The sequence below is a fragment of the Kitasatospora sp. NPDC034035 genome (assembly GCF_055575755.1).
In genome coordinates, this window is record NZ_JBVISA010000058.1 from 1 (window position 1) to 23,665 (window position 23,665).

General features: G+C 74.4%; 18 protein-coding genes and 1 pseudogene. All 19 read right to left on the minus strand.

Features of this window, described 5'->3' with window-relative positions:
* Positions 1–517: 517 nt before the first annotated feature.
* Positions 518–1,507 (minus strand): PI-PLC domain-containing protein, encoded by a 990-nt coding sequence (locus ACZ52J_RS40925; protein ID WP_465626331.1) that lies wholly within the window; start codon positions 1,505–1,507, stop codon positions 518–520.
* Between the two features lie 118 nt (positions 1,508–1,625).
* A complete protein-coding gene (locus ACZ52J_RS40930) occupies positions 1,626–2,399 on the minus strand; it encodes an NADase-type glycan-binding domain-containing protein (RefSeq protein WP_465626356.1) in 774 nt (257 codons plus the stop codon).
* 504 nt (positions 2,400–2,903) lie between these two features.
* Positions 2,904–2,972: pseudogene (locus tag ACZ52J_RS40935) on the minus strand (zinc-ribbon domain-containing protein); the annotation flags it as partial.
* 3 nt (positions 2,973–2,975) lie between these two features.
* Positions 2,976–3,539: a phage tail protein gene (locus ACZ52J_RS40940; RefSeq protein WP_465626333.1), complete on the minus strand. Its 564-nt coding sequence runs from the start codon at positions 3,537–3,539 to the stop codon at positions 2,976–2,978.
* 191 nt (positions 3,540–3,730) lie between these two features.
* On the minus strand, positions 3,731–5,692 hold the full coding sequence (locus ACZ52J_RS40945; protein ID WP_360509007.1) for a putative baseplate assembly protein: 1,962 nt from the start codon (positions 5,690–5,692) through the stop codon (positions 3,731–3,733).
* On the minus strand, positions 5,692–6,204 hold the full coding sequence (locus ACZ52J_RS40950) for a GPW/gp25 family protein (protein WP_465626335.1): 513 nt from the start codon (positions 6,202–6,204) through the stop codon (positions 5,692–5,694). The genes ACZ52J_RS40945 and ACZ52J_RS40950 overlap by 1 nt, the downstream gene beginning before the upstream one ends.
* Before the next feature lie 25 nt (positions 6,205–6,229).
* The gene (locus tag ACZ52J_RS40955) at positions 6,230–6,541 is read right to left on the minus strand and encodes a PAAR domain-containing protein (protein ID WP_360509011.1); all 312 of its coding nucleotides are present in this window, start codon (positions 6,539–6,541) and stop codon (positions 6,230–6,232) included.
* A gap of 54 nt (positions 6,542–6,595) precedes the next feature.
* Positions 6,596–8,374, minus strand: a complete 1,779-nt coding sequence (locus ACZ52J_RS40960; RefSeq protein WP_465626337.1) for a VgrG-related protein — start codon at positions 8,372–8,374, stop codon at positions 6,596–6,598.
* Entirely contained in the window at positions 8,371–9,093 is a 723-nt protein-coding gene (locus ACZ52J_RS40965; RefSeq protein WP_360509014.1) for a CIS tube protein, read from the minus strand. Before ACZ52J_RS40965 ends, ACZ52J_RS40960 begins: the two co-directional genes overlap by 4 nt.
* Before the next feature lie 73 nt (positions 9,094–9,166).
* Complete coding sequence (locus ACZ52J_RS40970; protein ID WP_360509016.1) at positions 9,167–9,592, minus strand: phage tail protein; 426 nt, start codon at positions 9,590–9,592, stop codon at positions 9,167–9,169.
* 126 nt (positions 9,593–9,718) lie between these two features.
* Entirely contained in the window at positions 9,719–9,991 is a 273-nt protein-coding gene (locus ACZ52J_RS40975; RefSeq protein WP_360509018.1) for a hypothetical protein, read from the minus strand.
* Positions 9,992–13,506: 3,515 nt separating this feature from the next.
* Positions 13,507–13,665 carry a DUF6760 family protein gene (locus ACZ52J_RS40980; protein ID WP_360509020.1) on the minus strand — a complete coding sequence of 53 codons (159 nt, stop codon included), beginning with the start codon at positions 13,663–13,665 and terminating at the stop codon, positions 13,507–13,509.
* The gene (locus ACZ52J_RS40985; RefSeq protein WP_360509022.1) at positions 13,662–14,159 is read right to left on the minus strand and encodes a hypothetical protein; all 498 of its coding nucleotides are present in this window, start codon (positions 14,157–14,159) and stop codon (positions 13,662–13,664) included. The genes ACZ52J_RS40980 and ACZ52J_RS40985 overlap by 4 nt, the downstream gene beginning before the upstream one ends.
* Positions 14,156–14,596 carry a phage tail protein gene (locus ACZ52J_RS40990; protein WP_350524442.1) on the minus strand — a complete coding sequence of 147 codons (441 nt, stop codon included), beginning with the start codon at positions 14,594–14,596 and terminating at the stop codon, positions 14,156–14,158. The genes ACZ52J_RS40985 and ACZ52J_RS40990 overlap by 4 nt, the downstream gene beginning before the upstream one ends.
* Before the next feature lie 39 nt (positions 14,597–14,635).
* Positions 14,636–16,186 (minus strand): phage tail sheath family protein, encoded by a 1,551-nt coding sequence (locus tag ACZ52J_RS40995; RefSeq protein WP_360509024.1) that lies wholly within the window; start codon positions 16,184–16,186, stop codon positions 14,636–14,638.
* 185 nt (positions 16,187–16,371) lie between these two features.
* Positions 16,372–18,495: an ATP-binding protein gene (locus ACZ52J_RS41000; RefSeq protein WP_465626358.1), complete on the minus strand. Its 2,124-nt coding sequence runs from the start codon at positions 18,493–18,495 to the stop codon at positions 16,372–16,374.
* Between the two features lie 86 nt (positions 18,496–18,581).
* A complete protein-coding gene (locus ACZ52J_RS41005) occupies positions 18,582–19,313 on the minus strand; it encodes a Pvc16 family protein (RefSeq protein WP_465626342.1) in 732 nt (243 codons plus the stop codon).
* The gene (locus ACZ52J_RS41010) at positions 19,310–22,516 is read right to left on the minus strand and encodes a hypothetical protein (protein WP_465626360.1); all 3,207 of its coding nucleotides are present in this window, start codon (positions 22,514–22,516) and stop codon (positions 19,310–19,312) included. Before ACZ52J_RS41010 ends, ACZ52J_RS41005 begins: the two co-directional genes overlap by 4 nt.
* A gap of 207 nt (positions 22,517–22,723) precedes the next feature.
* Positions 22,724–23,515 (minus strand): response regulator transcription factor, encoded by a 792-nt coding sequence (locus ACZ52J_RS41015; protein ID WP_465626344.1) that lies wholly within the window; start codon positions 23,513–23,515, stop codon positions 22,724–22,726.
* Positions 23,516–23,665: the final 150 nt, after the last annotated feature.

The following is a 23,665-nucleotide window of genomic DNA, read 5'->3' on the forward strand; positions in this document are numbered from 1 at the left end:
TTTGGCACGCTGTTGAGTTCTCAAGGAACGGACGCTTCCTTCGGACCGCCTTCCAGCGGACCCTCCGGGCTTCGTTCTTTCGTGTTTCCAGCTTATCAGATGTTTTCCGCTCCATTTCCGGGGCTTCCTTCATCCAACTCGCCAGTGTCTTCCGGGGCTTGACGCCCTGTCCGACGTTTCAAACTCTAGCCGACCTCCGCTCCGAAAAGCGAATCCAGCCGCAATCCGATAAAACGAACACGCCCAATAAGAACCGAGCCGCGACAAGACACGACTCAGCCCGAACCGGGAACCGGTGTTTCAGGGGATTGGCCGCTCCGGGACCGTCCGCGCAGATGCGTGTCCGGTGCTCCCAGCCAAGCGACTGGGAGACAGTACTCCTACTCCGTGCCCAAGAACAAATGCACCGGCCGAGGCCGCACAGCGGCAGCCTCGGGCCGCACCCGGTCTGCACCGGGTGCGGCCCGAGGCTGTCCCCTACGTGTACCTGTCCCCTACCTGTCCGCTATCTGTCCTCTCACTTGAACAGGCGGTCGCCGCTGGTGGCCATGCGGTGGGTGGAGCTGTGGTGGTTCACCCAGTCACGGACGAGGTTGACGGCGTTGGCGCACTGCCAGCTGTCGTCGTACTCGCGCACTCCGGTAAAGGCTCCGTAGCCGGCGATGATGCCGTCGACCCGGGCGTCGCCCAGCAGCTTGTCGACGTACCAGGGGTCGTTGTAGGTGGTCGTCCAGGAGAGCGTGGCCGCGAGCTGTCCCGAGGCGCGGTCCGCTGCTCCCTTCTTCAGTTCCGCGCAGGTGTTGTAGGTGGCCTCGGTGCAGTTGCCGAACCCCTTGGTGATGTCGCTGTCGCCGTAGTCCATCGCCCGGTGGCCGGTCGGGAAGCCGGAGCCGGAGCGCTCGAAGGCGCTTCGGACCGTGTCGCGGCTTCCGGTTGTCGTGATGCCCTCCAGGGAGCCGAGCTTGCCCTCGAGGCTCTTCCAGCCCCGGCCGCCGACGTCCGGCGTGTTCCCGCCGTGGTACTCGTAGAAGCCGTAGAGCACCTGGATCCCGGCGGCCGTCAGCCGCTGGGCCTTGTCCCGCAGCCCGGCGACGCTGCACGTGCGGTTCGGTTCTTCCCCGCAGTAGTTCGGGTCCTTGATGTCCAACCAGACCAGCGACAGTCGGCGCCCCGCGTTGGCGTTGGAGAGGATGCGGTCGATCATGCTGTCGAAGCTGGGGCCGAGGCGGTTCTCACCGGCCGAGGAACAGTCGTGGTAGGCGCGCCATTCGTTCGGGTTCCACCAGGCGCAGACGTCGATCTCGATGCCGTTGGCGCCGTGCTTGAGCGCGGCGTCCACGCCGTCCACGGTGTCGACCCGGTGGGCGATGGCGTAGATCGGGTGACGCTGGTCGGCTGCTGCCGCCGGGGTCGCGCCGACCGCCGTCGCACCGACGATCCCGCACAGCGCCGCCGTGATCGCCGGAACCGTCCGCCGGGCGGCACCGTACCTGGGGTGAGTGGTCAAGGAAGGCACTCCTTCTCGTCGATGTCCTGATGTGGACATGTCGATCCCACCAACTGTACGTTGACGCACGGTAAATGAGCGATAAACGCGGCCATCGCCCAGTTGATCGCCGCCGTGCTCAGGTCCGTTTGAAGAACTCCACCTCCGCCAGAGCGATGGCCCGGCCGGGGCCGGTCCCGGCGGCCTCGCGGACGGTGAGCTTCACCTGGACGACGTCACTGATCCCGGTCGCCACGGTCTGCGGGCCCGGCTGGTCGTTGAGCGTGATCTGCTTCCGGTGCTGCTCTCCGTTCGAGGCCGTCATCTCCAGGGACAGGACGAGCGGACGGGCCTGCTGCCGGAAGTGCTCCGGGTCGGTGGAGTCACCGGTGTGGATGATCAGGTCCACCAGCCGGAACGGGCTCCGGAAGCCGAACGTGATCGAGTCCCCGATCGCGGGTGCGCCCCAGTAGGTGTTGGTGAGACCGTCGTCGGCCGAGGACGCGGGACGGCCCTCGACGGCGGCGCTCGCCGAGGTCTCGGAAGGGGTGATCGGCGCGGTGCTGCCGAGCTTGTCCAGCACGTCCTGGTAGGCGTTCTTGCCGAGCGGGTACAGCAGGACCCCGGCGACCACCACCGCGACCAGCACGAGCAGGGCGATGGTGCGGCGCAGCGCGTTACCCGAACCACCGATCCGTACCCGGCGCCGGAACGGCCAACGGGTGCGCCACCACGGCAACTTGGGCGCGGCGGCGGTGACGGTCAGCGGAGCCGCGCAGCGGCGGCAGAACTTCCGCTCGGGCAGGTTGGGCGTGCCGCACCGGGGGCAGGGCGGGCCGTCCTGCGCCTCGTCGGCCGCGGAAGCCCGGACGACGGGGCGGGGTGCGACGGGCTTGGCGGGTTGCACGGCCACCGGGTCGGCCTGCGGTTCGGGAGTCGCGGGCGGCTCGGGAGCCGTCGTCGGGGCCTGCTCGGGAGTCGGGACCGGTGTGGAGGCCGGGACCGGTTCCGGATTCGGCGGCGTAGCCGGCGTCGGCGTGGGAGCCGGAGCCGGAGCGGGTGCCGGACGCACGCGGGCCGAGGTCGAGCGCGAGGTCTCGGCGGCCGGCGGGGCCGGCGGCTCCTCGAGGGGCGGGGGCGGCGTCTCGGCGTCCCGGACGGGCGGCTGCTCCCTCCTGCCGCGCGTCACCCGTCGCGACACGGTCCGCCACGTGGATTCGGTGCGCGCGGGCTCGAGCACGGCGGGTGCAGCGGGCTCCGCAGGCGCAGTGGGAGCGGCGGGCGCATTGCGAGCGGTAGGCGCAGCGGGCACAGCAGCCGCGGCAGTCGCGGCAGTCGCGGCAGGCTCAGCCTCGGGCCCGGCAGCTGCCCGCGCGGACGCAGCCGGAGCGGCGGTCCCGCGCGACCACCCCAGGTAGGCACCGCAGTTGCCGCAGAAGTCGTCACCCTCCCCGTTGGCCGTTCCACATTCGGGGCACACCGGCATCCGTCAAACCTCCACTCGCCCGGGTGGACCGGGCAGGATCTCCACCCGGCACGTCAGGTGGACCGGGCAGCCCGCCCTGACGACGGACAGCACCTGGTCCTCGTCCAGCGCCGGACCGCGCAGCGGCCAGACCCGGATCAGCACGTCACCGTTCGGCGCGGACGGCAGGGCGGCACCGGAGTCGGTGGACCAGGTGGCGCCGCCGCCGTCCACGATCTCGGCGCCGGCGTCCAATACCAGCCGCAGCCGCTCGGTGAGTCCCCGTCGGGTACCGCGCCAGCGGTGCAACTCGACGGCGCGCTCGACCACCGCGCGGCGCACCTCCGTCGGCCAGGCCGCGTCGACCTCCACCGCGACCCAGGACCCCAGCCAGTCGAGGAAGTCGGCCGGCGCGAGGCGGGGCTGGAAGTAGGCGGGCAGGCTGTCCAGGGTGGCGAAGACCGGGGCGAGGACGGTGTCCAGGCCCGCCGTGAACCGCTGGGCGAAGTCGTCGTCGGCGAAGAGCGCGGGAAGCAGCTCGCCGATCGGGTGCGGGCTGGGCAGTCCCGGGACCGCCGCGCGACTCATGCGCCCACCTCGCTGCGCTCGGCGGGGGCATTCGCCCACACGCACCCCCCGATGATGAACTCGCTGCGCTCGCTCATGCGCCCACCTCGCTGCGCTCGGCGGGGGCATTTGCCCACACGCACCCCCCGATGATGAACTCGCTGCGCTCGCTCATACGCCCACCCCGATGACGCCAACCCCGCTGCGCTCGCTCATGACTGCCCGTCCTCGGCGACCGAGGTGACCACGATCTGGTGCTGGTGGGAGAAGACCAGGGCGTCCGGCGGGACCTCGACCCGCTCCGCGGGTGCGCCCCGGCGCCCGGTGATCGGGTCCGCCGGGAACAGTCGCAGTTCCTCGACCCCGGCGACGGCGGCCTCCCGCTGGAGCACGGCGAACACCTCCCCGTACTGCACCGCCCGGCCGAACGGCCAGCCCGAGCCGTCGGCGCCGCCGCGCAGCGGGTTGAGGTACCCGTACAGTGCGGCGAGCACCGCCTCCCGGACCCGGTCGGGGTCCGGGGAGCGGGTGGTGAGCCGGGCGACCACCGTCACGCCCTGGTAGGCGGGGGGCTGTACGACGATCCGGGTGCCGATCAGCCGCCGCTCGTCGAGGGCCGTCGCGACGGTGGCCAGCATCTGCTCGTCGGGGATCAGTTGCTCGAACCGCAGCCGCTCGCCGTCGTCGGCGACCGCGTCGGGGACCACCAGCACCCGTACCGCGCCCGCCTCGCCGCCGTCGGCGGGCACGCAGCTGATCCGGGCGGCGGACGGTGCGGCCTGCCCGGCGATCAGCTCGAAGTCCCCGGCGGTGACGGCGCGTTCCTGCAGCCTCAGCTGGTGCGGGGCGCGCAGCTTGGCGTTCTCGACGGTCTCGCCGTCGACCCCGCCCCTCGCCGCCTCGCGGTTGTCGACCCGGGCGATGTACGGGACGGAGCTGCGCAGCACCGTGATCGTGCTCCGGGCGACGTTGCCCGCGATCCCGCCGCCGGTGCGGTAGTGCGGGACGCGCAGCCGGGCGCCCTTGGGCGGCACCGCGCCGAAGGCGCGCAGGCTGCCGTCGGGTTCCCGTACCGCGGGCGGGAAGAGGAACTCGCCGGTGGTCGCGTCGAGCACCACGTGCCGGTCGGCGGGCGAGGAGTCGCCGAAGTGCTCGACGACCGCCCACGGCTCCCATCCGTCGCCGGCCGCGACCTCGACCACCGGGGGTTCGCCGTCGAGCAGGACCGGCGGTCTGGCGAGCCGGAAGCGCTGGCCCGCGACCCCCTCGGAGGAGCCGAGCGACGCGTCGGTGACGGTCTGCGCGTGGACGACGGTCGCGGTGCCGCCGACCGTGAACACCTCGGCCCGGCGGATGGTGGGGGACTCGGAGTAGAACGGCTGGCCCGGCTGCGGCTCGGTGACCCGGCAGCGCAGCCAGCCGGCCCGCCGGCCGGCGACCACCGACGCGGCGTGTCCGGCGGGCACGAACACCGCCACCTCGCCGGGCCGGTTCAGGCCTCCGGTGGTGTCGCTGCCGGTCTCGCAGGCGATCCAGCGTGCGCCGTCCCACACCTCCCAGGCCAGCGGCGGCTGGCGCGGGTCGACGCCGACGCCCTCCACCCGGCTGTCCAGCCGGACGACCAGGATGCAGCGCGGCACCACGGCCGGCAGGGCGAAGAGCATGGCGTCCCCGGCCATCGGACGCGGCTGGAAGCACCGGACGTCCGCGCCGTCGGCCAGCCGGGCCGTGCAGTCGGTCTGCTCCCCGGAGGCGTTGACGGTGACCAGCCGGTCCAGCGAGCTGGGGACGATCGGGAGGTCGTCGGCGGTGGAGAAGACCACCGCCTCGTCGGTCTCGGTGCGCAGCGTGGACACTTCGGTGCCCGCCCGCAGCAGGACCGTCTCGGGCTGCGGGGCGGAGAGCCAGAAGTCGACCTCGGCCCGGGCCGCGGCGGGCGGGAAGAGCCGGATGCCCAGCAGGTCGAGGAAGGCGGCGTAGTTCTTCTCCGGTACCCGGTTCAGCCGGTAGAGCAGTTGGTCGACCAGGTAGGCGAAGGTCTCGATGAGGGTGACGCCGGGGTCGGAGACGTTGTGGTCGGTCCATTCCGGCGCGCGCTGCTGGACGTACCGCTTGGCCTCGTCGACGAGCTGCTGGAAGCGGCGGTCGTCCAGGTTCGGGGAGGGCAGGGCCATCAGCTCGCGCCCCCGCCCGCGGTCGCCGGGAACCCGGAGCCCGGGAAACCTGTGGCCGGGAAGCCCGAGGCCGGGAAGCCTGTGGCCGCGGACTCAGCGGCGGAGAACTCCGCGGCCGGGGACTCCGGGATGGTGTAGAAGGGGAAGACCAGGTTGCGGCGGTCGTTGGTGGCGCGCACGGTGTAGTGGACGTCGATGTAGAGGGTGCCCTCGTCGACGCTGTCGAAGGCGATGACCACGTCGTCGACCTCGATCCGCGGCTCCCAGCGTTCCAGGGCGATGCGCACCTCGCGCGCGATCCGCCCGGCGGTGGTGCTGTCGCCCGGGGCGAAGACGTACTCGTGGATGCCGCAGCCGAATTCCGGGCGCATCGGCCGCTCGCCGGGGGCGGTGCCGAGGATGAGCCGGATGGCCTCCGCGAGTTCCCGGTCCCGGTCGACCATGCCGATGCCGCCGGTGGCGTTCACGCGCAGCGGGAAGGCCCAGCCGCGGCCGATGAAGCTCCCGCTCATGCGTGCCTCTCCCTGTTTCGCTCGCTCACGCGACGCCTCCGATCAGCACGTTGAACGCGCCGGTGGTGATGGTGGCGCCGCAGGTCGTCTTGTCCCCCAGGCGGGCGGCGGGGAGGCCGCCGATCAGGACCACGCCCCCGGTCACCGTGCCGAGTTCGGGCTCGACGAGGTTGGCGGGGCCCATCTCCACGTGCGGGACGCAGGCGTGGATGCTGCCGACCACCGCGGCGGGCCGGCCGCCGATCAGCACGGTCGCCACCCTGAGGGCGCCTGGCGGCGGGGTGGTGAGGGCGCCGCCGTGATCGGTCATGTCGCCGGTCCGGGCTGCGGGGGGCATGTACGGTCTCCAATGCTCTGATGCTCTGCTCTGATGGTGCTTTCCGACGGTCCGTCAGTTGATGCGCACGAACGCCCCCTTGAGGACCGCCTCGGCCCCGCCGTCCACCGTGACCGCCGTCGTTCCCCGGACGGTCACCGATCCGCCGCGCACGTCCACCGTTCCGGTGCCCGCGTCCAGGGTGATGCCGGAGGAGGAGAGCCGCACCGTGCTGCCGGCCGCGCCGCCGAGGCCGTGGACGGTCAGGACGATCTCCCCGTTCTGCTGGTCGAGTTTGACCTCCAGCTTCTTGTCCCCGCTCGCCAGGCGGACCCCGGAGGCGCCGCCCGGCACGTCCAGCAGTTCCAGGCGGTGGCCCGAACGGGACACCACGGAGCGGCGGTTGACCTTGCCGGAGGCCGCGTCGACCAGCGGCACGTCGTGCGACGAGGGCCGGTCCACACCGTTGTAGAGCCCGCCCAGCACGTAGGGGCTGTCCAGGTCGCCCTGCTCGAATCCGACCAGCACCTCGTCGTTGACCTCGGGACTGACCACGCCGCCGCCCCCGTGGCCGCCCCACTGCACGGTGCGCACCCAGTCGGAGACGTAGGTGTCGTCCAGCCACGGGAACTTGAGCTTCACCCAGCCGCGCTGCCCGTCGCCCGGCTCCCGGACGTCGGTGACCACGGCGACGGCCAGGCCCGGCATCCGCGGCCCGCGCGGCGGCGCGTTGCCGCCGGTGACCAGCCCGGCCAGGGAGCGGTCGGGCGACGCGCTGACCACCACGGTGGTCCGGTAGCCGCGGAACGGTTCGAGGAGGTGGCGCGCCCCGGTGACGGTGTAGCGGCCGGAGAAGGCGGCGCCGACGTTCCCCAGGGCGACGGCGGTGCCCGCCCGCAGCCGCGGGTTGCCCTCGGCGACCACCTCCAGCTCGCCGAAGCCGGCGGCCACCGAGGCGGCCAGCGACCGGGCCGCGGCGGTGGTCTCCGCCTGCGTGCGGTACGGGGTGTCGGCGACGGTCAGCCGGGCGGGTCCGGGGAAGGCGGAGGTCACCGTCGAGGGGCTCATCCCCGGCACCACCGTTCGGGAGGTCACCGACGGCTCGGTGGCGACCAGGGCGCTCTTGGTGGTGACGTTCCAGCCGCGCGCCTCGACCGTGTCCGCGCCGGCCGCGCCGGTCAGCACACCGCGCAGCTCCAGCAGGTTGCGGCCGTACTCCAGGACCAGCGGGCTCTGCGGCGCGGGGGTGGAGGGGGCCGGCGCCCCGGACGCGGGCTCGGGCCGGACGAACTCCAGCTTCCCGTCGTCGTCGACGCGCACGTTGGCGCCGCTCTCCTGCGCCAGGAACTGGAGGAACTCCCAGTCCGGGACGTTCGCCTGGGAGAGCTGCTGGTGGACGACCGGGAAGGAGTCGATCCGGCCGCAGGCCAGACCCGCGCCCGCGGCGACCTCGCGGACGATGTCGGCCGTCGTCATGTTCCGGAAGGCCTTCACCCGGCGCCCGCGCATCAGGCGGTGGGTGACCGCCGACGCGCGCACCACGGTGTACGAGCCCGTGGTGTCCACCTCCAGCTCCAGCGCGGTCACCTCGCCGGTGAACAGCCGCGCCCGGGTGTGCCCCTGCACGGTGACCACGGACACCCGCAGCTTGGTACCGATGGTGATCCCCGTCGCGGCGAGGAAGGTGTGGTTCGCGTCCCGGAAGGCCAGCACCGCGGTGTCGGGCAGGCCGACGCTCTCCTCGATGTCGCAGGAGACCAGCTGGGTCGCCCAGATCGGCGGCAGCGGGCCCGGCGCCTCGACGACCGGATCCGCGGCGAACGACCGGCCGCCCCGGGCCTCGGGAGTGGTCATGGCCGCCCCACCCGGGTGAGCTCGTCGATCCCCGGCACGATCAGCTCCGCGCCGGGGACAAGGGCCAGCGGGTCGTCGATGTCGTTGGCCTCCGCGATGGTGCGCCACGCCGTCGCGTCCCCGTACGCGCGCCAGGCGAGCAGCGGCAGGCTGTCGCCCGCGATCACCCGGTGGGTGCTGCGGGCCTCCGGCGAGCCGGAGGTCGGGTTCTGGCCCGCCGGGTCGACGCTCGCCTCGTCGATGGTGAGCGAGCAGACCGCCCGCAGCGGATTGCCGTTCACGTCGAACAGCGTGTAGGTGACGGAGAGGCCGGTCAGCACCCCGTTGAACGACGTCGTCTTCAGGGTGCCCCAGTCCAGCCGGATCCACGGACTGGCCGGCGTCTTGCGCGCCAGGCTGGTCGGCGTGGGCACGCACGCCGTCATCAGCTTCTCCACCGCCCGCTCCACCGAGTTGTCGTGGGTCGCGGTCGAGTCCAGGAACACGTCGAGGGAGAGCGAGCGCGGACCGCTGCCGACGAACTCGGGCAACGCCGACTCGCCCGCCATCCGGGACGGCGTCCGCCGCCACTCGGTGGTCTTGCGCAGCACCAGGGTCGCCGGGTTGAACTGGAGCTGGAGCTGCGCGAGCGCGCCGCCGGGCTGGGCGCCGACCGTCGACGGCGGCTCCATGATGGTCAGTTGGGCCCGGGTGACGCTCGCGGGGACCGCCGAGGACATCCTGGGTGCTCCTTACGTGGCTGGGACGGCTGGTGGGACGGCCGGGGGACGACTGGTGGGACTGCCTGGGACGTCAGGACGGGCGCAGGCCCGCGTGGGCGATCTCCAGGGTCTCCATCGCGGCCTGGGAGCTGGAGGGGTCGAAGGACGGCCCCTCCCACCGCACCGGGACGATCCCGAGCACCTGCCAGCCGACGATCCGGCTCAAGTCGGGCCGCAGCGCCACGATCTCGCCGTCCTTCGGCTCGACCTTCCGGACGATCTCGTTCAGCCAGCGCGCGATCTTGACGGTGTCCGCGGTGACCGCGCGGGTCAGCGTGATGTTCGACCAGGTGATGCGGCCCGGCAGCTGCCAGGCGAAGCCGTTGTTGCCGCCCTCCGCGTACTGCTCGATCTCGACCTGGGCGCCGAGCCCCGAGCAGGTGGTGAACTCGCCCAGGTCGTTGCCGCCGATGGTCAGGCTGAAGAACACGCTGGTCGCGAAGATGTTGTCGGTCATCGGTTCCGCATCCTGATTCCTGTGTACTGCTTCCGGTCACGTTGCTGCGGTCGCCAACCGGCCGCCTGTCCTGTCCTGCTGCGCCCTGCCTGCTGCGCCCTTTCGCTGCGCTCTGCTCGGTTGCGCTCAGCGGCGCCCGTCGTACGGCCGCCCGCTGCGCTCCCTCCCCCTGCGCAGCTCGGTGCGCAGCAGCCGTCCGACCGGTTCGACCAGGCGCCGGGCCAGCTCGTCGAGGTCGGCGGGCCCCTGGCCCCCCGTCTCGGCCGGTGATCCGCCGGCGGGCGGCGAGGAACCCGTCCGGGAGGGCGAGTTGATCGGCGGGGCGGCCTGCACCGTGGTCGGCGTACGGGCCGGCACGGCGGTCAACGGCACCCCGACCAGGCCTGCCTGCTCGGCCACCCGCTGCAACACCCGCGCCGTGCCCGCCGGTGGCGGCTTGGGCGCCGGTGACGCAGGCCCGGTCGTCGCGGAGAGGGCGGACGGTACGACAGGAGCGCTCGTGGCGCGCAACGCGACGGGCGAGGTTGCCACGGGAAGCTGCGGGTCCGCCGCCCGGCCCGGGCCCGGCGGCGCGGAGGCTTGCGGAAGCCGGCCGGCGGCCGGGAGCCGCTGGACCGACGGGGCCGTCAGCGTCGCGAGTCGGACCACGGGCGGGCGCGGACCCGTGGGCGCGGCAGCGGACGGCGAAGCGGAGCCGCCGGGCCCCGGACGCCCTGCGGACGCCGGTGCGACGACACGCTGTATGGCCGGGCCACCCGCGTTGGTGGTGCCACCCTGCGGCCGCCCGAGCGCCGGGGGCACCGGGCCGCCCGCGGTCGGAACCGCCGCACGGGCCCGGCCGGGCAGGGCGCGCGGCGGGTCCGTGGGCCCGGTCGGGGCGGCCTGGCCAGCGGTGCCGGGTGGGCCGGATGGCGCCGAACTGCCTCGCGCCGACGGGTGATCGCCCGCCCCCCGGCCGTCCACCCGGTCGGAGGGACGCCACGCACGCGAACGCTGCAGCGCAGCCGCGACCCCGCGCACCGCACCGGACGAGCCGCCCGGCACCGAACTCCCCTGCGCCGACGGGTCATCGGTCGCCGGCCGGGCGTCTCGCCGGGCCGATGGACGCCGAGAAAAAAGCGAACGCTGCACCGCAGCCGCAACCCCCCGTACCGCGCCCACGCCGGATGGCCTGCCCGGCGCCGTGGCTGCCGGACCGGGGCCCGGCAGCGCCGAACTCCCGTGCGTTGAAGGGTGATCGGCCGTCCCCCGGCCGCCGCCTCGCTCCGACGAACGCTGCACCGCAGCCGCGCCGGATGACTGGCGGCCCTGCACGACTGCGGGCCCCGAAGCGCCGGTTCCCAACGACCTTCCCTGCGAAGCCGGTTGCCCGACGGCGGTACGGCCGTCCCCCGCGCCGGGCGTATGCCGCGAACGCGAACGCTGCGGAGCAGCCGCAGGCCCGCGACCCCGGCCTCCGGGCGCCGCCGGCTCGGCAGCCGATTCGCCGTCCGTGCGCGGCTGGAGCGCCCTGGGCCAGACGGCCGGCACCACGGGTGGGGCCGGCGCCGCCGTGCCTGCGCCGGGCCGAGCGCCCGTCCCGGTCGCGGGCGGCGTCGGCGGGGCGGCGAGGGCGAACCTCATCGGGCGCTCACCGATCAGCCCACGCCTCGGACCGGTGCGTGCCACGGCGCGCTGCACGCCCCAGCCTCCGGTCACCGGCCGCGCGGGAACCGCCGGGCCGACACCGGCACCGACACCGACACCAGCACCGTTTCCGAGCGGAGCGCCACCGTGGCTCGGGTCCCCGGCCGGGCGGGCCCGGGTCGCAGGGGCGACCGGCTGCGGCGCGGTGCCCGACCGGTGCTCCCGACTCGTCTGCGCACCGGAACCACCGTCGGCCGGGCCGCTTCGGCCCGCCGACCGTCCGTCATCGCCGTTCTGGGACCGGGCTGCCGACTCCGCCGGGCCGTCGCCGGAACGCCGGACGGCGCGCTGCACCCGCGGCCCCTCGCCGACCACGGGCGCGGCTGCAGCGGTGGGCACGTCCGGTCCACCGTTCTGAGGTCGAGCTGTCGACTCCGCCAGGCCGTCGCCGGAGCGCCGGACGGTGGGTGGCACACCGGGCCTTCCGCCGACCGGGCCCCGGCCTGGGACCAGTCCGTCGTTGCCGCCCTGAGGTCTGGCCGGCGACTCCGCCGGGCCGTCGCCGGAACGCCGGACGGCGCGCTGCACCCGCGGCCCCTCGCCGACCAGCGGCGCCGTGGCGGCGGGCGTGCCCTGCTCCGCCGCGCTCCCGGTGCTGCCGCCTGTGGCAGCACCCGTCGTCGGGGTCGTGATCCGTCGGACCGGTGCTCGCCCACCGAGCAGCGGGGCGGGGCGGCCCGGCGCTGTGGCCGTCGGCGGCAGCGCGTCGAGGGGCGCACCGAGGCCCCCTCGGGTACGGGCGGCGGGCGACGGGTCGGGGCGTACCTGTCCGGCACGTTCGGGAGTCGGCGCCGACGGATGGGATGACGGTGCGGACGGTGGTGTGGACAGCGGTGGCTGCGAGGAGGCACCGGCCCCGGACGGCGTGCGCTGGACGGGTCCGGCGCCGACGGGCCCACGCGCGGGGCGGGGCGGCGCCGCGCCGCCCGGCTCGACAGCCGTACGGGCACGCCGGTCCTGGGTGGCGTCGAGTCCACCCGACTCGGTGCCGGTGGACTTCGCGTCGGCGGGGACGACCGGCATGGCCTGCGGGCCCGAGGCTGCGTCGGGGAGCTGCGGGCCGGTGGCGGCCCGGGCCACGGGTGAGGCGCTCGCGGGAAGGGAGGTCATCGGCGCACCGAGGACCGGGCGGGCGGGCGCAGCGGTGCCCGGCAGGGCAGCACGCTGGACGGTCCCTTCGGCCGGCCCGCTTCGCGCGGTCCCGGCGGTGACACCCGGGCCGGCTGCCGTCCGCACGGCGGCCTCGCCGGTCGCGGGCGAACCCGTGCCACCGGCCGTCTCCGGGCTGCGGCTCGGCAACCCGGAGACGGCACCCGGCGTCCCACCTGCCGCTGGCACCGCCGGCACCGGAACCGCCGTCACCGGGACCGCTGTCCCGGGGACCGCCGTCACCGGGCGCGCGGGCAGCGACCGGGGGCGCCGCGCCACGATCAGCGCTTCGCCGACGGGGCGGGGCCGCACCGGGCGGGCCGGACCCACGGCTTCGCTCCGGCGCGCCGACGCGGCAACCGCACCAGGCATTCCCGCACCGGGCATTCCCGCGCCGGGCGTGAGCTCACCAACCGTGCGCTCACCAACCGTCGGCACACCACCGTTACCGCCGCGACCGCCCTCCGAAGCCGCCGGCCGGTCGGCCCGAGCCGAGCGCGCCGTACGCGGCGCCGACCGCACGGGAAGCCGCCGTACCGCGCCGGACCGCTGAACCGGCCGCGCCTTCCTCGACGCCCCCGAATCCGCCGCCGGCTCCGCTTCGTCCGCCCGTGGCTCTCCCGCCCCGAACGTACCCGTGGCGACCGGCATGGCGAGCTGGTCCCCGCCCGCGACGGGTGCGGCCGGCGCGACCGGCCGCGCCATCGCCCGCAGGATCCCCGCCGGGGCGGACGGCAGGACCGCATGGCCGAGCGGGCCGCTCAGCGAGGGGTCCTGCCACGCGGCGAGCCGGGACCTGAACGTCAGGCCGTCGCTGACCCCACGCGCCGCCCCGGACAGGGTCGGGGCGAGCGGCCGTACCGCGCGCCACCCTCCGTCCCCCGCGGCCGGGCCACGCCGACCGGCACCGCCGGCACCGGAAACCCCGGCCGGTGCCCCGGCACCGTCGCCGGAGCCACCACCGACACCGTCGCCGGAGCCACCATCGACAACGCCGGCACCGCCGAGACCGCCGACATCACCGTCCGCCGCCTCACCCGCCTTCCGGCGGCTGATCCAGTCCCGAAGCCCCACCCGGCTCACCCGCCTTCGCTGACACGGGTGTTGATCCGCGCGATCTCGCGCACCCACTGCCCGCGTTCGCGGTGGGTCAGGTCGAGGATGTCCTCCCGCTGCCAGTGGAAGTGATAGGCGATGTACGCGATCTCCTCGTACAGCCGAGCAGGCGCGTACGTCACGATTCCCCCAGGCGCCCACCGGCGAGGTCGACCTCGAAGGCGCCGTCGCAGTGCGGGCAGGTCACCGCGGCGCGCGTGTGGCCTTCACTGTTGATCCGCTGGTAGAGGTCCTGGAGGAAGGCGACGTCGGTGGCGTACATCCGCTCGACGATGCCGGTGTGCACGTCGGTGAGGTCGCCCAGCCTGGTGATGACGTGGCTGAGCAGCACCACGCTCAGGTAGGCCGGGTTCTCCTTGACCCGCAGGTCGATCTGCGGCATCAGTTCGTCGCGGGCGGTGGCCAGGCGCATGGTGCCGTGCCGGTGCACGCCGCCCTCGTCGTCGACGTAGCCGAGCGGCAGCTCGAACTCGAACTCGGTGTGCGGCGCGCGCCGTTGGGGCCCGGACGGCCCAGGATACCCGGACGGCCCGGCGGGCTGCTGTGCCGGTGGCGCGGTGCTCTGCGCGGCCGGGGCCCGTTCGAGGAGTTCCTCCAGGCCGATCTTCCGCCTCACTCTACGCTGATCTCCTCGAACACGATGGTCACGGTCTCCGACGCGGCACTGGACTCGCCGGCGGTGAGCGTGGGGCCCTCCCAGCGGCTCGCCCAGGCGTTGGTCAGCTGGATGCGCCGCAGGGTGGCGCCGGTGGTGTCCTTGACCTCGATGGTGAGGTTCTGCCGCGCGGTGTTGATCGCCCCGTTGTTGAGCGTCTCCTTGATCCAGTTGGAGAACGCGCTGCTCTTGTCGAGGCCGCGGGTGATCGTCACCTCGCCCGGCATCCGGGCGCCCGGCTGCTTGCGGACGATCAGTTTGCCTTCTTGGGTCACCTGCTTGTACTCGACGACCTCCTGGTCGACCGTCAGGTTGCTGATCTCCTTGACGGACTCGACGTTGTAACCGCCGAGTTGGACGCCGAAGATGTGTGTGGAGAGCGGATCGCCTTCAGCCATGACGTGCTGTTACCTTCCGATGGATGCCGACCGTGCCGGTCACTCGTTGACGAGGCTCGTGCTGTCGGAGAACTGGGACAGCCGGAACACCACGAACTCCGCCGGCTTCACCGGAGAGACGCCGATCTCGCAGATCACCTGGCCGAGGTCGATGGACTCCGGCGGGTTGTTGTCGCGGTCGCACTTGACGTAGAAGGCCTCGGCCGCGGTCTGGCCGAACAGCGCCCCGCGCCGCCACTCCTCGGTGAGGAACGCGGTGATGTTCCGGCGGATGCTGGACCACAGCCGGTCGTCGTTGGGTTCGAAGACCACCCACTGGGTCCCCAGGAGGATGGACTCCTCCAGGTAGTTGAAGAGCCGGCGCACGTTGAGGTAGCGCCAGGCCGGGTCGGAGGAGAGGGTGCGGGCGCCCCAGATCCGGATGCCGCGCCCGGGGAAGGCCCGCACGCAGTTGACGCCGATCGGGTTGAGCAGATCCTGCTCGCCCTTGCTGAGACGGATCTCCAGGTCGACCGCGCCGCGGATGACCTCGTTGGCGGGCGCCTTGTGCACGCCGCGCTCGGCATCGCTGCGCGCCCACACGCCGGCGGCGTGCCCGCTCGGCGGGACCATGACGTTGCGGCCGGTGGCCGGGTCGAAGACCTTGATCCACGGGTAGTACAGGGCGGCGTAGCGGGAGTCGAAGCCCGCCTCGTCGTTGCGCCAGCTGCGCATCTGCTGGGCGTTGAGGCCGGGCGGCGGGTCCAGGACGGCGATCCGGTCGCCCATCTGCTCGCAGTGCGACATGACGGCCAGCTGGACGGTGCGCAGGCCTTCGGCGTCGATGTCGCCGCGCTGGAAGGCGCTCATCAGGTCGGGCACCGCGACCATGGTGATCTCGTCGATCGCCTCCAGGCCGGAGAAACCGGTCCGGGCGGCGGAGTCGCCGACGTACTCGGCGGGGTCGAGCCGGGCGGCGGCGGCCGCGACCGGCCCGGTGGCGGGCGCGGGGGCGGCGGCCAGGGCGTGGGTCCGGCGCTCGGGGCGGCTCGGCGCGGTGCCGGCCTGCTCGGTGACGGCGACCAGCTTCGACTCGCGCAGCTGGGTGACGACGTAGCCCTTGGTGCTCTTGCGGGTCGAGACGTCGTAGGTCTCCACGACCTCGGCGCCCCGGCGGACCAGCAGGCGGAAGCGGTCCTCGGGGACGTTCTCGCCCTCCGCGTCGGCGATCTCGACGGACACCTCGCCGCCGGCGCCGGGCAGGGCGGAGAACAGGAAGCCGGAGACCGCGACGGGCGCGGGCGCTCCGACGGCCGGGGCGGGGGCACCGGCGGCGGCCTGCCGAGCCGGGTCGCCGACCCGCACCACGTAGGCGGAACCGCCGCCGTTGGCGAAGAAGCCGTAGACCGAGTGGGCCAGGTAGGTGCCCTCGGTGAACCCGCCGAACCGCTGGACGTACTGGTCCCAGTTGGTCACCAGCGTGGGTTCGTGGAAGGGGCCGGTCTCGGCGAAGCCGACGAACGCGGCGACGGCCGTGCCGACGCCCTCGATCGGCCGGGCACCGGACTGGACCTCCTCCACGTACACGCCCGGGGTCAGGTACGACGGCATTCGCGCTCCTTCGGGTGGCCGGTCATTCGTCCCCGAGTCTGCTGCCCGGGCACCGTCCGGGGACATGTCCCGAGGTCCCGGACCGGGGGCAAGAACGACTGCCCCCGGCGGCCACCACGACGGGTACCCGCAGGCCCCACCGCCCGCCGCCGAGCGGGCGGGCGGACGTGCGGGCGGACAGGCGGTCAGGTGCGCCCGGCGTCCCCGAGGACGCTCAGCCACGGCCCGAACTCGCTCTCCAGCACCAGCCGGCCGAGCTTGCGGTACTCGCCGACCACCGCGGCGACCAGCTGTGCCATGCCCAGCGGAGCGCCCGCTCCGGCGGCCAGGTAGGCCGCGGACACCGCGCAGGCCCGGATGGAGCCGCCGGTGAGTTCGAAGTGCCGGGCGCAGAAGTCCAGGTCGAGGTCGTCACCGCGGGGCAGCCGCGGCCCCAGGCAGCGGTCCCACAGCACGCGCCGCTGTGCCTCGTCCGGCAGCGGGAACTCCGCGATGACGTCGATCCGGCGGGTGAACGCCTCGTCGAGGTTGGCGCGCAGGTTGGACGTCAGCACCGCGATCCCCTCGAACGACTCCATGCGCTGCAGCAGGTAGGCCGTCTCCACGTTGGCGTGGCGGTCCTGGGCGTCCTTGACCTGCGAGCGCTTCCCGAACAGTGCGTCCGCCTCGTCGAACAGCAGGACGCCGTTCACCTGCGCGGCCTCGGTGAAGATGCGTTCCAGGTTCTTCTCGGTCTCACCGATGTACTTGTCCACCACGGTGGACAGGTCCACGACGTACAGCTCCATGCCGAGCTCCGCGGCGACGACCTCGGCCGACATCGTCTTGCCGGTGCCCGACTCCCCCGCGAACAGGGCGATCACGCCGTTGCCCCGACCGCCGCCCGGCCGCATCCGCCACTGCCCGAGCACCTGGTCGCGGTGCCGGGCGCGCAGCACGAGCTCGCGCAGCCGGCCCGCGGTGGGATCGGGCAGCACCAGGTCGGCCCAGCCGACGGCGGGTTCGATCCGGCGGGCCAGGCGGGCCAGGCCCGCGGCGTTCTGCGCGCGCACCGCGGCCCGCACGTCCTCGGCGCGCACGGGGCGCCGTTCGGCGGCCGCCGTCCTGGCCGCCACGGCGGCGGCCCGCTCCAGCTTCTCCTGGTCCACCCGGTAGGCGGCCACCGCCTCGGCCAGCTCCTCGCTCAGCGGGTCCGGCTCACCGCCGTCCGACGGACCGGTCAGGGCGCGGGCCCAGCGTTCGGTCCGACCGCGCGCGTCCGGCGGCGGGACGGTGACCACCAGCGGGCTCTCCCGCGACCAGGCCGGGTCCCACACCTGCGGGCCGTGCACGATCAGCGGGACGCCCGCGAGTTCCGCGCACAGGTCGCGCAACAGGGCGGCCCGCTCGGGCCGTTCGGGTTCGAGCCGGTCCAGCGGTCCGAGCACCACACCGCCCCCGGCCAACCGCGCCTCGCGGGCGAGCACCCGCACGATGCCCGGCGACGGGCGGGCGGCAAGCGCGGCGGCGTCGATGACCAGGGGCGGCCGGCCGTCGGCGGCGAGGGCGGCCACGGCCGGCGGCCCGGCGTGCCCGTCCCGGTCCAGCAGGTGCACCAGTCCGCCGTCCGCCGCGGCCGCGCGCACCCGGTCGACGAACTCCGCGGCCGCTCCGGCGCCGGGGTCGGGCCCGGGGGTGGCGCGGCGGGCCAGCCCGGCGAGCGCGCCGTCCGGCTCGTCGTCGCCGAGCAGGTGGGCCGTCACCCGGTCCGGCACGCGCAGGGTGCGGGAGAGCAGTGGGCGCTCCGGCTCGGCGACGTCCAGGAGGCCGCCGGCGATCAGCGGGGCCCGTACGGAGAACCGGAAGCGGCCGGCGCCGGCCCCTGACAGTCCGCACAGTTCGAGGGCCAGCCCGACGGTCGCCCGGCGTCTGGTCAGGTCGTCGTTGAGGTAGCCGTAGAGCTGTTCGAAGCGGGTGTCGAGGTCGGGGGCGAGGGCCACCAGCAGGAGTTCGACATCCACCGGGAGCAGCCCGAAGGCCTCGCCGAGCCGGGCGAGCCGCGAGCCGGGCGGCGGCGCGGGACCGTCGCCAGGGGCTCCGCCGTCGCGGAAGGCCGTGGCGGAGGCCGCCAGGATCCGCTCCACCGCCTCCGGGCTGAGGTACTGGCCACGGTACGGGTCGTCCGGGTCCGGGTCGTCGGCCCGGCGCTCGCGCACCGCCCTGCGGACCCGCTGCTCGACGCGGTGCAGCCGTTCCCAGAGGTGGTCGGGTCCGGCCGGTGCCCCGTCGGTGGCCTCCGGGGACGACGCGGCTTCCGTCACCGACGTCACCGACGTCACCGACGGGACTGGCGGGCCCGGGTCCGGCGTGGCTGGCGTGGCCGACGGGACCGGCGTGGCCGACCCGAGGTCGAGGCTCATCGCGCCCTGCCCCGTGGCCGGCGGCCCGGCGGCAGCTCGCGGTCCCGGGGCGCGGCGAAGCCGTCCGGTCCGGGGTCCGCGCCGCCGTGGTAGCGCAGTCGGCGGCCCGGCCCGTCGGCGGGTGCCGCACTCTCCGGGGTGCCGGCCCCGGCCTCCCGGCTGGTGTCCTCGACGCGTACGACCAGGCCTTCGGTGACCGGCGGCCCCGCGGGGCTGAGCCCGCCGGGCAGCGGGGCGAGCGCCCTGAGGTCGATCGAGGGCCGCAGTTCCCCGCCGAGCGCGGACCAGACGTCGGACACCGACGGCAGGCCGGTGTCGCGCCCCGTGATGTCGATCCCGACGGTCAGTCCGAGTTGGGCGAGCGTCCCGGTGAGCATCCGGGCGGGCAGCGCGTCCACGGTGGTCAGGCACTGCAGGACCTCGGCCAGCAGCCGGTGTTCGTCCTGCGGCCGGTTGGTCCAGACGGTGACCAGGTAGGCCAGCTCGAACCATCGGGGCGCGGCCCGGTGGCCGACCACGACGCCGTCCTCGTCGTATTCGGCGACGGCGCCGGCCTGCCGTCGGTCCGTGTCCTCGCGGATCCCGTAGAGGAAGACGCTGACCGTCGGAGCGGTGCGCCGGGCGGCGAAGTCGCGGGTGGGCGCATCAAAGACCACCTCGACTCCGCGTTCCGGCAGACCGGCTTCGGCGAGCAGCAACCGCAGTGCCTCGTCGACTTCGTGGATCACCGCCGGTCCACCTCCCCCGGCGGGCCGACGCTGCCCTCGACCACCAGGAAGGGGGTGGTCACCGGGGAGAACCCGGGGCCGTCGGCGGTGATGGTCCGCGGGCCGGTCTCGTCCTTGGGGAGGATGAGCAGCTGGCCCGCGAAGGTGCCGTCGGCCCGCGGGTACGTCGGTGCCGCCGCCGCGGTGATGCCGGGCTGCCAGGTGAAGCGGACGGGCGCGCCGGGCGGGAAGTCGAAGCCGCGCACGGAGGTCACGAAGCCGGGCTTGCCGATCGGCGGCACCGCGACGATGCGGGGCTGCAGGATGCGCAGCGGGGTGCTCGCCCGGTGCGGTCCCGGGGTGGCGTCGGTACCGGTGGTGGTGAGCTCCGCGGTGATGGTGGTCTGCAGGGCCGCGTCGGGTGACAGCACCACCCGGACCACCTGGCTGCCGCCCGGGGAGAGGTCGACCAGGTCGCAGGTCCCGGCCCGGCAGCCCGGGGGCAGCGACTCGGTGGGCACGCCTGCGGGCAGGCCGAGGGTCAGGCGCAGCCCCGTCGCGAGGGCCTGTCCGGTGTTGCGCACCGTGTAGCTGACCGTCACGTGGCCGCCGACGTAGCCGGGGTTCGGTTGGGCGTCGACGGACACCCCGGGTCCGGCCTGCGGCGGCGGTGCCGGGGCCGGGGCCGGGGCGGGGGCAGGGGCGGGCGGCGGCGGTGCGGGGGTCGGGGCGGTGGTCGGCGTCGGGGACAGGGTCGGGGTCGGGGTGACGGTCGGTGTCGGCGTCGGGCTCGGTGACGGCGTGGGCGTCGGCGAGGGCGTCGGCGCGTCGAGCACCGGCAGGAAGGTCCGGGCGGAGTCGTCCCCGGGGTTCGGGTCGGCCACCGTCCCGGTGACGCTCCAGCCGAACTCCTGCGTGCCGGTGCGGGTGCCGATGAGCCGGGCGGTCACCCGGACCACCGCGCCCGGTGCCAGGGTGCCGAGGTCGCAGCGCAGCGCCGCGGCGTCGCACTGCCCGACGGGGCTGGTCAGCCCGCCGAGCCGGGCGCCGGTGGGCACCGAGGCGGTGAGGACGGTGCCGGGCGATGGCGCGGGGCCCTTGTTGGTGACGGTGATCGTCACGTCGGTGCCGCCCTGGACGGGGACCGCGGGGGTCCGCTCGGGCGCGCTCAGTGCCAGGTCGACGGACTGCTGGACGGTCGGCTCCTTCTGGCGTCCCGGCAGCCGCCGGTCGAGCGGGGTGAGGGTGCCGGCCGCGAAGTCGTAGACGGCCAGTCCCTCCGGCGAGTTGGGCGGCAGGGCGCGGCGGGAGGTGAGCACCAGTTGCGCGCCGTTCGCCGTCCAGGCGACGTCGCGGGGCTGGAACGGGCCGCTTTCGGAGGTGTCGGGCAGCGGCCGGGTGCAGGCGTTCTTCTGGCCGCGGAGCGCGGTGGGCAGGATCACCGTGCAGTCGCTGCCGGTGGGCGAGGTGACGAGCACGCCGTCCCGCCGGTTGTTCCCGCCGTCACCGGCCTTGCGGTTGAAGGCGATGCGCCGGCCGTCGGGTGAGAACACCGGGCTGTCGTCGATGACGTTGCAGCTGCCCGGGCAGGCTGCCCGGCTCAGGTCGGCCTGCCGGGCGAGGTCGTCGGCGGGCACGGTCCAGATGTGCATGTTGCCGGCGTTGCCGTTGATCACCTCGGTCCTGGAGAAGGCGATCAGCTTGCCGTCGGGGGACCAGAAGGGCTCGCCGTCGGAGGCGCCCGCCTGCCCGGCCGGCGGCTCTACGGTGCCGACGATCGCCCCGGTGGACACCTGGGCGATCAGGATCCGTCCGGGACGGCCCGGTTCCTGTCCGCGGCCTGGGGTGCTGCGGCTGAACACGAGCAGCTTGCCGTCCGGCGAGAAGGAGGGGTCGGTGTCCCGATCGGCGGGGCCGCGGCCGGCCAGGTTCATCGGGTGCGGGTTCGCGCCGTCGGCGTCGGCCAGCCAGATCCGCTGGATCCGCCCGGCCTCGGCGTCCTCGTAGCGGGTCACCGCGATCTGCCGGCCGTCGGGTGTGTAGGTCTGCCGCTCGTACCAGGGGTCGTAACCGGGGCGGGGGTGGAAGAGCGGGTCGGCGGCCGGGTCGGGGTCGGTGTTGGTGTCGGCGGCCGGGTCCTCCCGGAGCACGCTGATGCCGAGGTCGCGCGGGTCGGCCCCGTCGGGGCGGACGTCCTGGAGGTCGGCGACGTTGGCGGTGGTGGCGCTGGTCTGCTCCACCACCGGCCCGCCCTTGTCCTGGCTGCCCAGCCAGGCCGGCGTCGCGATCGACCGGTCGGTGCTGTAGAGCAGTCGGGGGTCGTCGCAGGAGCAGGTCGGCGCGCGGTACAGGTTGACGACCGGCGGCCGGGGCGGTTCGGGCTGCTGCGCCGGGGGGTTGGCCGGGGGCAGGTCGGAGCTCAGGAAGAGGACCCCGCTGCCGTCGGCCATCCAGGCGGCGGAACCGGTGCGCCACGTGGAGCCGGTGCGCAGGAAGAACGCCTTGTCGCCGCCGGTGGGCGAGGTGAGCATCAGGGTGCGGCCCTGGTCGCCCTGGTCCCAGGTGTAGACGATCTGGTTGCGGTGCGCGTCGTCGTTCACCGGGTTCCAGGTCGGGTCGACGGCGTTTCCGCTGGTCACGTCGGTGACCTTGACTGGCGCGCCGCCGGCGAACGGCCGCAGGTAGATCTGGGTGTGCGCCGGGTCGCCGGTACAGGCGTACGCGACCCACTTGCCGTCGGGCGAGACGGTCGGATGCGTCTCGTCGGCCGGGCCGTCGGTCAGCCGGCGCAGCCCGCTACCGTCCCGGTTGACGACCCACAGGGCGTGCCGGGGGGCGCCGCCGGTCCCGGTGGGCTCCAGCGCCTCGAAGACCACGGCCTTGCCGTCCGGGGCGAGCGCGGGGTGGCCGGTGTCCATGCCGGTGGTGAGCTTGTGGACCGCGCCGGCCGCGTCGCGCAGGTAGACCTGGGGCAGTTGACTGTCCCGCAGGCTGGTGAAGACCAGTTCGTCGCCCCGGGCCGAGGGGTCCTGGTCGAAGTGGATCGGGCCGGGCCCGAACAGCGGGGTGCTGGTCGCCGTGCCGGTCACCCGGCCGAGGCCGCGGTGGTCGGTGCCGGCGAAGGCGATCCGCCCGGCCGCCGGGTCGGCCGCGGCGGCCGGGACCGTGGTGGCGCCCTGTCCGCCGGGGGCGGCGGTGCCCAGGGTCACCACGGCCGCCGCCATGGCGAGCAGGACGGCGGCGGCGGCCCGGGCCGGCCGCCGGATGGAGCGGGGAGTGCCGGTGGCGCCGATCACGCTCGACCTCTCAGGATGGCAGGGGCGGTCTCCCCGCAGTCTCCCCGGCTCGGGCCCCCGGGGACAGAGTCCGGACGCCCGAGCCGGGGGTAACAACCTGTGTCCCCAAAGGGCAGGCCGCCACGGCCGCGGCCTTCAGATCAGGCCGCGCCGCATGGCGTACCCCACCGCGTGCGCCCGGTTGCGCAGGCCCAGCCGCGTGATGATCTCGTGCAGCACGTTCTTGACGGTGCGTTCGGAGTACGAGGTCTGGGCGGCGATCTCACTCGTGTCGAAGCCCTCGGCGACCAGCCGCAGCATGTCGGCTTCCCGTGCGGTCAGGGTCGACAGGGTCAGGCCCCGCCCGTCGAGCATGGTGCGCTGGAGTATCCCGATCCGGTCGAGCAGCTCGCCGAGGAGGTCCCCGGGCATCACGCCCTCGCCGTTGGCCAGGGCGGTGATGAGGTGTACCAGCCGGTCCTGGTCCGCCTCCGAGCGGCGCAGCACGGCGGCGACCCCGCACTCGACGATCGTCTGCAGCCCGCCGGCCTCGAAGTGACCCACCACCAGGCCTATCGCGCCCGACGAGGCGAGCCGCAGCCGGCGCAGGTGCTCGGCCACCGTCTCGGTCATGGCGTCGACCACCAGCAGGGAGACCTCCGCCTGCGCCGCCTCGCTCTCGCTCAGCAGCTCCACCTCGGGCCGCTGGCGCAGCTGTTGGACCACTCCGGTCTGCAGGATGATGTCCTCCGCGTACACCGCCACGCGCACCTGGTCCGGCTTGGCCCGCACCTGGGCGGATGCGCCGCCTGCCCCGGACGGGCGGGCGGTGCCGGACGGGCGGGCGTTGCCGGACGGGCGGGCGCGGCCGGACCGAGGTGCCACCGTCGTCCGCAGGGTGCTGACGGCTTCCTCACGGCATGTACGGGTTGTGTCGGTCGACGTCATCGAACACTCCATTCTCCAGGGGACCTGTGGTGGTGACGGCCGGCCGCCGTCGGACAGCGCGGGCCGTGGCTCTGGGGGGTGCGGGCAGCGGTCCGCGCGGTGCGCCGACGGCACCGGACGGGGTCGGTCGGTCCGTACGGGCAAGGGGTG

Excerpts from the sequence above, each read along its gene's own strand:
- ACZ52J_RS40945 (WP_360509007.1), bottom strand. The coding sequence starts at position 5,692 with ATGGCCCTGCCCTCCCCGAACCTGGACGACCGCCGCTTCCAGCAGCTC.
- ACZ52J_RS41010 (WP_465626360.1), bottom strand. The coding sequence starts at position 22,516 with ATGGCGGCGGCCGTGGTGACCCTGGGCACCGCCGCCCCCGGCGGACAG.
- ACZ52J_RS40940 (WP_465626333.1), bottom strand. The coding sequence starts at position 3,539 with ATGAGTCGCGCGGCGGTCCCGGGACTGCCCAGCCCGCACCCGATCGGC.
- ACZ52J_RS40970 (WP_360509016.1), bottom strand. The coding sequence starts at position 9,592 with ATGACCGACAACATCTTCGCGACCAGCGTGTTCTTCAGCCTGACCATC.
- ACZ52J_RS41015 (WP_465626344.1), bottom strand. The coding sequence starts at position 23,515 with ATGACGTCGACCGACACAACCCGTACATGCCGTGAGGAAGCCGTCAGC.
- ACZ52J_RS40960 (WP_465626337.1), bottom strand. The coding sequence starts at position 8,374 with ATGACCACTCCCGAGGCCCGGGGCGGCCGGTCGTTCGCCGCGGATCCG.
- ACZ52J_RS40995 (WP_360509024.1), bottom strand. The coding sequence starts at position 16,186 with ATGCCGTCGTACCTGACCCCGGGCGTGTACGTGGAGGAGGTCCAGTCC.
- ACZ52J_RS40955 (WP_360509011.1), bottom strand. The coding sequence starts at position 6,541 with ATGCCCCCCGCAGCCCGGACCGGCGACATGACCGATCACGGCGGCGCC.
- ACZ52J_RS40965 (WP_360509014.1), bottom strand. The coding sequence starts at position 9,093 with ATGTCCTCGGCGGTCCCCGCGAGCGTCACCCGGGCCCAACTGACCATC.
- ACZ52J_RS40990 (WP_350524442.1), bottom strand. The coding sequence starts at position 14,596 with ATGGCTGAAGGCGATCCGCTCTCCACACACATCTTCGGCGTCCAACTC.
- ACZ52J_RS40950 (WP_465626335.1), bottom strand. The coding sequence starts at position 6,204 with ATGAGCGGGAGCTTCATCGGCCGCGGCTGGGCCTTCCCGCTGCGCGTG.